Origin of the sequence: Enterobacter sp. RCC_40 (genome assembly GCF_041360735.1) — a bacterium.
GTDB classification, from domain to species: domain Bacteria; phylum Pseudomonadota; class Gammaproteobacteria; order Enterobacterales; family Enterobacteriaceae; genus Enterobacter; species Enterobacter ludwigii.
Genome location: NZ_JBFUPR010000001.1, coordinates 1 through 11,683, shown reverse-complemented (window position 1 = coordinate 11,683; position 11,683 = coordinate 1). Strand labels below are relative to the sequence as shown.

Here is an 11,683-nt window from a genome sequence, read left to right as displayed (position 1 = left end):
TATTCAATTCCTGTGGATTTAACCGCAAAGTACGGCGGCGCGGGCAGGATCGACAGCGATCAGCCCGGCAAGTAACTGGTCCATTACGGGTATTAGTCGGGCCTTATCAGCCTCACTGCGACCGGCTTTCAGGCGCAGGAGTTTCAGATGGCGGGCGTGGACTTCAAACAGCAGTTCTGGCTCCCACTCAGTGAGAGTGACCTCGCCAGCGCGCACGCCCAGCTCAGCAAACAGATGCACCGCCAGTTCATTTTTTCCGTACTGCTCCGCGATACGCCCCATCAGCAGGCGCAACAGCCACTGCTGTCGGGCAGTGGTGACGCCAGGGCGGTTCTGTAGCCAGGCCAGCGCCATATCCGGGCCTTCACTGTCCGCCAGGGCCATCGCTTCCGGCTCCAGTGCCAGAATGTCATCGTTGCCGCCGGACATCCGTGCAGAAGCTGTTTCATTACCCCACCCGCCACTGGTATCCAGCACGCTTTGCTGGATCCAGTTCAGCGTCACTTCATCCGCAAACGGGGTACCGTCACTGAAGGCAAGCGTTTCGAGCCCGGATAACCGGGCCAGCAGTCCTTTCAGGTCAGCGGCAATGATGTCGGCCAGCGCCTCCTTGCCGGACTTCGTCAGCGCCTGATGGATATACCATTGCAGATCCAGCCACAGGTGATTGGCACCGCGGGAAAACGTGCTGTCTGCTGTTTCCAGCATCTCAGCCCAGTTCTGTTGCAAGTAGAGGCGTTTGAGCAGCGCTCGCTGGTCCGCTCTTGGTGGTTCGATGCGGGTACGACCCTGCGCATCCGGGGCAGGAATGGCCCGCAGGGTGTCATGGCGCAGGCTTTTCATCAGATGGTGTGCTGACAGCCAGCCATCAGGCTGCTCTCGGAGGTATTCAGTGAGTGTGCGGGCCTGGGCCAGCAAATCCTGGCCTGAAGTGATTCGCCCGATTGACGGCACATCGCTGTGACTCACCGGAGGAGGGTTTTCTCCTGCGCTGGCATTCTGCGGTACCACGGCATCCACACCGCCGGCTTTCTGCAGACGATTCTCCAGCGCACCGTACAGCGCATTAAGTTCCGGCCGTGTTTCATCCGGCTCATTTTCAGTCAGCTGCGCTATCAGCAGCAACGCCCCGGTAGTACGCACAGCCTCTTCCCTGACTACTTCCGGGTACAGGAAAAGAGAGTCAGTCATGCGCGAACCCGCCAGCCACTCCAGCGCCGCCTTACGGCTGCGATCACGCTGCGGGTGCAAATGTGTACCAAAGCGCTCCAGCATACCGCCCAGCAGTTCGAGTCCTTCTGCCAGCCCCTGTTCACCCTCGCGGTGCAGCTTTGCCCAGCAGTAGTAGGTGGCAACACGGATATCTTTGGCAGTCGTGGTCAGCAGTTTCTCTGCAAGCTGGCAGATGAGCTCAGTATCCGCACCGGAAAGTTTGTTAACCTCCTCGCGCATCTGCTGGAAATCATCGTCATAACCCGGGTCTTCGCCCACGGGGGATGATCCGGTCAGCGGCAGCAGCCAGTTATCCCACTGCGCCACATACTCACGGGTGGCGGCAAGCAGTGGTGCCTGCTCTGCCTGACAGGTACTGAGTAAGGCATTTAGCGTGCTCATCAGTACACCTCTCCGTCGTCACTGGACACGTCTGCCACCGGGTCTGGCGGTGCGACACCGGTGGTAATGAAGATGGTTTCCGGCAGACGGAAATTGCGCAGCTTCAGCAGTGCCAGCGGGCCTTCTCCCGCTTCGGTACGCAGGGTGTAATTGAGCGAGCGACCATCCTGCGCTTTCCAGCGCAGGCTGTAGCTGCTGCCCGCGCCCGGATAGGCTTTAACGCTGGCTTCATCGAGCAGACGGATTAGGCCCCAGCGCCCCGGTATATCCGCGTACTGACGGGTCCCGGCCTGAGTACTAATCCAGCTCAGGTTCGCGCCGGGTGCCTCCGTATCTGCAGGCCACGTGAAGCGCTTCCACACCGGCATTTGATTCACGTAGGTCAGTTTCTGGCTGTCAATAATCATGTCAGTCTGCATCACGCCATCAGCGGTGCCCGGACGAAGCTCAAAGTTCATGCCAGCATTGCCTTCCGTGAAGGCCACATCCGAGATGTGGCTCAGGGTGTTGATGGCATTGAGGAATGCTGGATTAAACACCAGCCCCTGCGAATTGATGCTGTCCGGTACCCAGTGGTTGCCCTCTTTATGCAGCACGCCCTTAAGACGGGTCTGCAGGAATTGGGCGATACGCCCGGAATCGGCATTCAGATATTTAGCCAGCAGCGGCAGAGAAACATCACTGCTGGAGTTATTAAACGGATAACGGCCCCCAAAGGCACTGTTCCACTCCGCCACCACCGCCTGCTGCCATTGGGTATTGAGGCTGTCGGCCGCCGGGGTCAGCACCTGCTGCCAGGCCTGCTCCATCGGGTTTACAAACACCGTGCGACCGAAGCCACTCCATTCCTGGCCCAGACCGGCGGCCATCAGGCTGCCGTAGTCACGGGTTTCGGTGAGGTCCACGGCTTTGCCCTGGAATACGGTCTGGGCAATGGTCTGGGTCATTGCCTGCGGGTCAGCGGCATTGGTCACCTGCTGCAGCCGCAGACGCACCTGCGTCACGCGGGTCAGGAAGGACTGCAGACTTTGCTCCTGTACACCTGAACGGTTCTTGTCCATCAGCGCCAGTACCGGGCCAAAGGTCGCATCCAGCGGACCATGAACGCCGGCACTCTGGTCAATGGCATCATTGTTATCACCGCCGAGCAGATTTTTGGCCGATTTCACCAGGGAATCCGAAATGGCTTCGCCCGTCTGCCCGGTACGCCCCTGCACATTCAGGGTGTTCATCAGCGCAACCAGAGGTGACTGACGCACATCGGCCATCAGGGTGAGCTGGTCAATTGAATCAGACAGCGTGGTGGCCCGGTTCCAGCGCAGGCTGTTCAGAAATGCCAGCCAGGCTCCGCCAAAGTCAGCAAAGTACCGCTCCGTCAGGCGCTTTTTCAGTGCTTCCGGGGAGGTTTCGTCCTGCGTTTTCGCCTGACGCCTGCCGTCAGTGAGCACCCAGTCGAGTTCGTCCCGGCGGGCCTTCACGACCTTCTCGATGGCAGGCTGCACCGCCTGCTCCCAGGCCTGGCGGATAAACATCCCCGGCACGACTTCATGAGTGCTGAACAGACGGGATGCATCGGTGTCGCCGGTCATGTCTTCGAGGCGCATATCGACATACAGGTGTGCCACCCCGGAGAGCATCTTCTGGTACAGAGCCGATTCGCTGTTACGTACTCCCATCAGGCGAACCAGCAGGGAGCGGGCCTGGCTGACCATGTTTTCATCGGCACGGAGTTTCCACTCCGGGTGCGCGACCAGCTGCGCGCCCCAGAACGACAACAGAGACGGAGCCATCCCCAGCCAGACACCGTCTTTCACACCGTTACGCTTCGGCCAGTCGTTCAGCAAAGCAGAGCTGAACCAGGCAGCATCCATATGCTCCGGACGCGCCAGCATCAGGTAGAGTTTGAGCTGGTCATACGTGCTTTTTGCCATCTGTTCACGCAGCGGGCTACCCGGCGGCAACGCATTAAAGGCACTGACCTGCATCTGCAAATGGTCAGCAGCCGCATCCCGCAACAGTGGCAGAGCGCTGTCCTGATAACGTGGCCAGAGGGCTGCCAGCAGGGCGTTATTCTGGCTCAGCCCAGCCTGCTCGTACCACGGCACGCCGTGTTCAGACCGGTATTGCAGACGGGCCAGCGTTTTCTGTAGCTCAGACAGCGCGTGCAGACGCTGTTCCAGCGGCTGGTTTTGTCGTGCGGCAAGTGCAGCCTGGGCATTCGCACCGTCAATCTGGCTGCGGTTGGTCACGTACGCTGTCCCCATCCACGCCGCCCAGCCCACCATTGCCACGGCGACAACAGATGCCAACAGCTTACGCCATGGAATGCCTGGCTTGCGCGGACGCAGTCCGGCAGGAAGAGTCCGGACTGACTCCGGCAGAACCTCCCAGCGATTATCCATGCCCCAGTGATGCGCCACTGCGCGCTCAGCCCCCGCAGAAGGCTGGCTGAACACCACACCGGCCAGCGGCAGCGGTCGGTACGGATTGAGCATCACCGACAGCGGTGTGGTCACGCTCTGTGGCTCACGAATGAGCTGGTCGGCAAGCGCCAGTAAGAAGTTATGTTTCACTTCACCGCAGGTCTGCTGCAGGCCCTGCGAGGTCAGTTCCGGCGCCAGGGAGGACAGTTGTTCTGCCAGCCCTTCGGTGCGACAACCGGCGGGCAACAGACAGCCGGCTGCCTGTACAACCCGTCCTTCCGGCTTACCGGCGCGCGGGTGCAGGGACCAGACATACAGCGGGAGCTGCCAGCCAAGCGTTTCCATACGGGCGCTGATGGCGTGAGACAGGGAATCCATGGTGCTTTCAGACGGTACCGGCAGCGGCAGCTCCAGCCCAGGTGCTGACAGCTGGTCAAAGGCCGAGGTGACCCACACCATGCCATCCACCGGACGGCGGCGCAGCTTGCGCAGTGCGGTCAGCCAGGCACTGTCTGCTGGCGTGTTGAGGTCACCGCCCCACAACAGCAGCGTGCCACGGTCTTCCTGCCAGAGCTGGCCCGTAAGACCCGGAGTCAGTTGCTCCACCTCAGTGACGGTGCCAGTGACCAGCAGGATGCGTGTTTTACGTCCCCAGCGCCGACCGTAGAGGTTACGCATGGCGTCACGGATGGTATCAACGGTGACATTGCGTGGTGGAGTCTGCTTGACGCGACCTTCATCAGCTGGCAGGACATTCTTTCTCTTAGCCTGAAAACGATGCCAGCCCTGTTTGATGGCAAGGCTAATTGTCTTGCCATGACGAAGCATCAGTAACAGAAATAAAGCACTGGCAAACGCCAGGCTTTTCGTGACTGTAGTGTGCAGCCCAATCTGGTCGCCAAAATGCCAGATTAACCAGGCAATCCCCCCTGCTATGAGGGCAGAGAACCCCAGCCGCCCCCACCCTCCACGCCATGACGAATTACCTGTTGTCATTATCTCTGTTCCCTGTTTGCACTGTATTGATAAATTTCTGCTCGCCATCTGTAGAAAGCATCAGGCAGTCTGCTTTTTGTATATTCACGATATCGCTGGCTACTGCGGCCATTATCCATGGAGAGAAGGGGCCGCTGAGCCCGGCATATTTTTCCAGCCAGTGGAGTTGGCCAGGTTTCCAGTCACCGCCATAACTTTGTGCTGCTTCAAGCAGACCGGAGAATGCATTTCCCCATTCCACATTGTCGCCAACAATACTGGCTGTGGCGCAGGCCTGAGTTTGGGTCGAGAAAAACGTATCCAGTGATTCATCGATATCACCCATATTTAACAACATTGGCCGTAGCAGGCAGGCATCATGTATAAGTTGATATTTAGTGGTAACATCATCTGATGTCAGCAACAATGAGGCCAGAGTGTCGCTATAACACTCTTTCCCCTGAGTCTGATGCACCAGAATAAGCTCCACATCCAGCGCTGGCGATTTGATCCGCTCTTCCAGCCAGATAAAGGTCTTTGCGGTCTGTATATTCAAAACAGGGACAGGTCGCAAAGGAACTTTGTCCTGCCAGACCTTTGCAAATGCGTCATGAAGTATCAGAGGATCTACCTGCGAATCCGTCAGCAAAGAGGCATTGAGGGGTAAATCTGCTGGAACCTTGGCCAGGGCATCACTGGCACATTCAAGTAGTTGTGAAAAGCAGTTTTCTGGAGTTGGGTGATGTAAACGCCGCGTCAATGTTGTTTGCTGCATTTGCTCAGCAGGGGCCTGTAAAAAAAGATATGGCGTCAGAGCACCCGGAAAAATGACACTGCCATGAAGCACAGCAATGTTTCTCCCGGCCCATTCAGTCCATTGTTGCTGGGCGTAATCAGCCTCATTAGCCTCGAACTCGTGCTTATTAAATGCACTATTGAAGAGCCAACCCCGCAGGCAAAGGAAGAAAAACCAGATAACTATGGGGCTTGCTGTGACGACCCAAATATTAAATCCCTGTAAAGGCCCTGAAAGCTTATTAGCATGCAGGACAAACAGCATCACACTCCCTACAACTGCAACAACTCCCAACATTAGCCACAGAACAAAGGAAGGCTCTTCTGGCTTCTCAAATACCGTTGATTTCTGACGCTCCCAGCTCATTAATTATCCTATTACACAATCCGGTGCGCTGGATATCAGCTGACAACCACATTCACTGCGGCAGCCATCCACAGCAATCGCTTTACCGTCTGAGGACCATTCAGGCGAACCTTCAATAATAGAGTTTATGCCATGGCCAATTATCGGACAGCTAACTTTATCCCCAATTAGTGCAACCATTTTACCATTAACAATCATGGTCGAAGATGCTGAAATCACCTGACCACCATGTGTAGTTTTATCACCGAGTAATACGAAACCTTTAGACATGCCAATCTTCCTTTTACTTTATAAAAAAATAGTTAATTGACTTGCTGTACATTTTCAATAACCGTCCAGAAAACCAGATTCGGATCTTTCTCTGGCGATATCTTCACAAATTACTGAGATTCAATAGTTCTTATTTCCTGCACAACCGCATCAACGTCACTTCTTGCCGAACCACAGATCTTTTCATCAGGAGAGTTATTCAAATCCTTACAAACCATAAAATCACCCAGCACTTTCACCGCACTACCCTTTCTTTGGGCTGGATAGTTTCGGTTCTACAAACGGATAAGAAGCATCACCATGCGATACGGTAACAGCACGATCCATTTCACCTTTAACATAAAAAGAAGTGACATTAAAATCACCCGAGAGATTTATTTTTATTAAATCACCTTTGTCAGTAGTCACTGAATAAAAGTAGTCATCACCGGCAGGATATTGTACAACTTCCAACCCTGCATCATATTTATTAAAAAGTAGTTTGTAGTTATCACTGCTGCTTTCAGAATCATTTCCTGATGCAGCATTCGCTGTGTAAACATACCATGTTGGCTTTGCTTCCCCCTCAAGAAGCATTGCGATTTTACGTTCACCATCAATAATATAAAATTGTTTTACTTTATATTTAACCCCATCCAAATATGGCAAAAGAATTTTATTAAAATTTCCACTCCGCACATTAATTGACAATATCGCAGAGAACCCATACCCATCATTATCCTCAACAGATGCAGTGGCGTATAAAGTCTCACCATCATCAGAAAGATGAGGCAAAGTCGCCAAGAGCTTTAAGTGAATAATTTATGTTTTTTGGAAAATTGACCGTTTTCAGCTTATTAGTACTCATGCTTTTTGATAAAAGAGAAAAGTGCTTATCAAAAAGAGCAATGGTTACATTATTTTTATCGTCAAAGAAAACTCGACGAGCTCTCTCTGAGGCATTGCTTGCTGCCCCGGAAAACATAATTCTAGATATAGGGGTGTTCATACTGTAAGAATAAATAGTATGTCCATCGGTATAGATACATTGGCCATTACTTGAAGAAATAATAGCATTACTCATGGGAGCAACACTTGAGTACACATCTCTAGATGGAAACAGCGTTTTCTTAACCCCAGACTTAACATTTGCAATCCATAAATAACTACTTGCTTTACCAACCCCACCACAGATAACCCCAGTGGTCGCATTGAAATCCATACCACCTGACAAATTGTATCCAATGAGCATTCGATCTTTAACATTTGGACCATTCCATAAATACAGATTGAGATTCTTAATATCCTCAACAAAATAATACTGGCTACTCGCAAGAGCATTTAATGAAAGAAGCAACGAACAAAAAACAACAAGAAATTCAGGAGAAGTTAATTGCATACATAAGACCATTGTAATCTAGTTGTTAACTACACAACGGAAAACATAGGTAGGTAGAATCCCATCTTTATCATAATTGAAAACGGAGTCCGTTTTGAAATTAGGTCTGGGAATTGGAAAAGATGATTGTCTAAACATTGTTAAAGCATACTGATCATCTCCACCTACAGCTCCACGCAGAACCTTTTTATCTCCAGTTTCTGGACCCTGAGGGTTATTCACTGGAGAATGTTCATAGTAATCTCGTGCATACCAGTCGTTTGTCCATTCTTCACCACTTAAACCCATATCATAAATGCCTAAAGGATTCGGTGGGTATTTACCAATGGGATAAAACGGTAAATATAATCCTCCCGTGAATTTTTGCATTTGATCATATGTTGGGTAATTTCTGCCATGCTCAATTTTCCCATTGTCGGTTGCAAAAGGTAAATACTTACCTTCTGAACGAGCCGCATACTCCCATTGAGCCTCTGTAGGTAAATCAACTTTTTTACCTGATTGTTCTCCAAGCCATAAGCAATAATCTTTTGCCTGCTGCCAGGTTGCGATCGCAGAGTAGTCATCCCCAAGAAGCAGTGGATAGTCCTTGGTAAAAGCGCTAACAGGTGGTCGTTTTTTACCTGTTATTTCAAGATATGCATTATAGTCTTTATTAGTCACCTTATACTTTGAAATCATAAAACCGCTAAGTATCACTTTATGTAATTTTTTATCATCCTGTTGAATGCTAAAGGGTATACCCTCTCCAACCATAGGGCCGAAGTCTCCCATCAAAAATTCCCCGCCTTTAACAGCGATCATGTTTGAGAGTGACTTGTCAACCAATTTACTGGCTAACTCTGATTTTTCTGAAGAGTTGTCACAGGCGACAAGGGAAAAAGCGAGCAATAGGACTATTTTTTTTATTTCATTGTTTAACATTACAAGTCTCCCTACGCCATTTGTGAATTAGAGTTGTGAGACTCATTAATGAAGGCAACATATTCAACCATCTCATCTTCTGGGATTCGCTTAAATGGTTCATCAGGATCAACTGTGCGAGGGAGTCTTTCATAAAGCGTATGAAGATTGCGCTCATATTGGGTGGAATAGCTTCCCATAAAACCAAACTCCGTCATTCCCAGAAATTCTAACAATGCTTTTTCATTGGCCTCTGCGCTCCCTTTTCCTTCTGCAGGTCTGGTCGTCATATGCTGCATCACATTGTTATAATCAGCCTGACTCTGTACCCAAGTAAAACAACGCATTATCGCTTCTTTCCTTAATTGCATCACACCCCATTTTTTTGTGTCTTTTTTTTGATTTTTGAGATCAATAATATCAAGCACATTAACATCCATTAGCTGAGCTATAATAGAGCCTTTCGTCTCAGGGGGGGTATACTTCAACTGATCCGGATTGTTGATAATGCTCTCCATTAGCTTTACTCGTTTATCTTCATTGTTGAGTGCCTCGTTTAAGGTACTTAAAACATCAGTAACCCTATCGCCCATCGATGAAACCGTATCTATTCCCGCCTGCATACCTCTGGCAGCCAGTATTATTGGTATAGCGCACAAGGCCTGAAATGAGCCTGGCTGCATCATGTCCTCAAGTTTCTGGTAGTCAACATTTCTCAGCATATACATAAAGCTTTTCATAAATGCCGCAAATGAATTACCGTCAACTTCAAAACCTAAAGACCCTTTGGCACCGACACCCCAACATAGTGCGGCCTTACAATATATTCTGAAGCGGCTACTAACATACGTTACGTAAAAAACTGCAGATCCGCCAGCACCAGCCTGTGCCGTTGCTCCAAAAGACAGTTTGGCAATAGCAGTAAACTTTGCCTCTTTATTCACAATTTGCTTGTTGCTATCGTGAGAAATTTGCTTATCTTCATCAGGGTGCGGATCAAACCATTCAATAGCACCGCTAACATTGCCACCCGCCTGTACGCCAGCAAAAGCGCCAATTTCTCCACCAGCCTGAACATCCGGCTGTGGAATGGTCAAATTAATCTTTCTCTGACCTGGAGGTGGCGGAGGGGTCAGCTTCGCCGGACTTCCCTTAATCCCATAGCCCTTTGCCATTTCTCCACTAAAATCAGCTTCTACCCCCAATTCAATCCCAAGGCTTGCCCCGGCATTACCGGTCAACACCGCATTTATCGTGTAGCGAATAGCCCCCATATTACAGACACCACCTGCTACACCCGCAGTTGTTTTGGCAGGAAACAACAATGCAGTACCAAGCCGATCGGGAATAAAAAGTTCAGCGGACGCTTTTGCCTCACCCAGTGCAAAACTTGAATGACCTTCCATTTTCGCGGAGGCTTTCTTTTCTAAAGGGTTAAATTCAGCAGACAGCCCTGCCCCCTGGCTGTATCGCATCAGTTGAGCTTGTGCGCTGATGTCGACATATTGATGATAAGTAGACTCATCGTCGGGTTTATCATTTTCATTGGGCCAGGTAAGCCCTTTATTCATTCTTTTCGCCCAGTCAGTAAGAACAACATTGCTGTCTTCTAATAGTTCATCTTCAAACTTAAGGCTGACTGACGCTTCTTTTAATTGTTTTATTAACTCTTCGGTATCAATCTTTCCCGATCGAACTGTTTTTTTCGTTTCATTCCCATTGGCATCAACACCAGTAACTTCTTTATCTGTATATTTAATGAAGCTGGCTTCACCGCTTTTCTTATCAACTTCACTAAGTTTATATTTTCGCCAGTGACTACGAATTTTATCCGAGCGAACATAAGTACTCTTAAATCCGGCAGTCTTTTGAAGAGGAATCAACTCCATAAGGCCGATAGCTGACTCTTTTGAGTTTTCATCAAGCAACTCCCCCTCAGGAACCTTTGCAGTCAACGTTTTAAGCTCTGCTTTTAATTTTTCGTTAGCGTCATTGAGTTGTTGATAGGTACTCTGAAGTTTGCTCTCATAAGCACGTTGTGGTTGCTTGCCCACCTGAATCAACATTTCGAAATTGAGTTCATCCAGAGCAATCTGCGCTTTTTTCTGGTTCTCCAGCAACGCTGTCATTTGCAGCTGTTCTTGTATGAGTAAGCGGTTATCTTTTGCATCAACGCAAAGCAGCGTTGCACTGCCCGGATGAAAATAAATCTGAGGGCCATGCTCTCCGTTGACAACAGTGTTTTTACTCACGTTATCCAGACTACTTTGCTGTGTACCTTTAGTCATTTTCTATCTCCCTGAACTAACCACCGAGCAGTTCAATATTGATTTTGCTTTTTGCCGCACCGAATATTTCAGCCGTCTTACCTTCACTGTCAGTACGCCCTTCATAAACGGAACCATCAGCAGTGGTTATTCGATATCGCGTGTTAGCCAGGATATCGCCAGATTCCTTATCTTGTGCCACAAAGTTCTCGCTATACCCCTGGGGAAGTTCCGGTTTAGGTGCGTCATAGTCCGCACTTCCCATTTTTTGGACATTGGTACACTTCAGTAAAATATTTCCCGGGGCCCCAAGCTCCATATTTCCACCTGCCAGCTTCATAAATGCACCGTCACAGTTAACAATCAGCTCTGTTGCACCCGTGATAACCACTTTGCCTTCCACACTGGTTACCGTGACGTCTTTTTTCGCAATAGCCTCAAGCGCATCATCCTGTGCCTGAATTTCAACTTTTCCCTTAGCGGCAAAAAGTTTCATTCCGGCCTTTCGGGCCAGCATACTCACAGCTTCACCCGCAGCCACAGTAAAACGCTTAAGTGCGCTGATATCAGTATTTTGCCGGGACATGATCCCTACACTGGCTGCACCAGAAGCCACACGTACAGCCTGAGGACTGGTGATACTCACCCCTTCAGGCGCATTCAATATGATCCCTGGTTTAGCAAGCTCTTT

9 protein-coding genes are annotated in these 11,683 nt (G+C 50.2%); all 9 read right to left on the bottom strand.

The genetic code is table 11. The features are described from left to right. Nucleotides 1-18: 18 nt before the first annotated feature. Nucleotides 19-1,614 carry a type VI secretion system protein TssA gene (tssA, locus tag AB6731_RS00045; protein WP_371005720.1) on the bottom strand — a complete coding sequence of 532 codons (1,596 nt, stop codon included), beginning with the start codon at nucleotides 1,612-1,614 and terminating at the stop codon, nucleotides 19-21. After that, nucleotides 1,614-5,033 (bottom strand): ImcF-related family protein, encoded by a 3,420-nt coding sequence (locus AB6731_RS00040; RefSeq protein WP_371005719.1) that lies wholly within the window; start codon nucleotides 5,031-5,033, stop codon nucleotides 1,614-1,616. Before AB6731_RS00040 ends, tssA begins: the two co-directional genes overlap by 1 nt. Then, nucleotides 5,020-6,174: a hypothetical protein gene (locus AB6731_RS00035; RefSeq protein ID WP_371005718.1), complete on the bottom strand. Its 1,155-nt coding sequence runs from the start codon at nucleotides 6,172-6,174 to the stop codon at nucleotides 5,020-5,022. The genes AB6731_RS00040 and AB6731_RS00035 overlap by 14 nt, the downstream gene beginning before the upstream one ends. A 3-nt stretch (nucleotides 6,175-6,177) precedes the next feature. Continuing rightward, nucleotides 6,178-6,444, bottom strand: a complete 267-nt coding sequence (locus tag AB6731_RS00030; RefSeq protein WP_072040321.1) for a PAAR domain-containing protein — start codon at nucleotides 6,442-6,444, stop codon at nucleotides 6,178-6,180. Nucleotides 6,445-6,687: 243 nt separating this feature from the next. Beyond that, entirely contained in the window at nucleotides 6,688-7,227 is a 540-nt protein-coding gene (locus AB6731_RS00025) for a hypothetical protein (protein WP_140418758.1), read from the bottom strand. Beyond that, nucleotides 7,202-7,822 (bottom strand): hypothetical protein, encoded by a 621-nt coding sequence (locus AB6731_RS00020; protein ID WP_371005717.1) that lies wholly within the window; start codon nucleotides 7,820-7,822, stop codon nucleotides 7,202-7,204. Before AB6731_RS00020 ends, AB6731_RS00025 begins: the two co-directional genes overlap by 26 nt. 18 nt (nucleotides 7,823-7,840) lie before the next feature. Beyond that, the gene (locus AB6731_RS00015) at nucleotides 7,841-8,746 is read right to left on the bottom strand and encodes a formylglycine-generating enzyme family protein (RefSeq protein WP_371005716.1); all 906 of its coding nucleotides are present in this window, start codon (nucleotides 8,744-8,746) and stop codon (nucleotides 7,841-7,843) included. 11 nt (nucleotides 8,747-8,757) lie between these two features. Next, nucleotides 8,758-11,013, bottom strand: coding sequence for a hypothetical protein (locus AB6731_RS00010; RefSeq protein ID WP_371005715.1), 2,256 nt, complete (start codon nucleotides 11,011-11,013; stop codon nucleotides 8,758-8,760). A 16-nt stretch (nucleotides 11,014-11,029) separates the two neighbouring features. Beyond that, nucleotides 11,030-11,683, bottom strand: a 654-nt coding sequence (locus AB6731_RS00005) for a DUF2345 domain-containing protein (RefSeq protein WP_371005713.1), incomplete at its 5' end; no start/stop codon positions are given.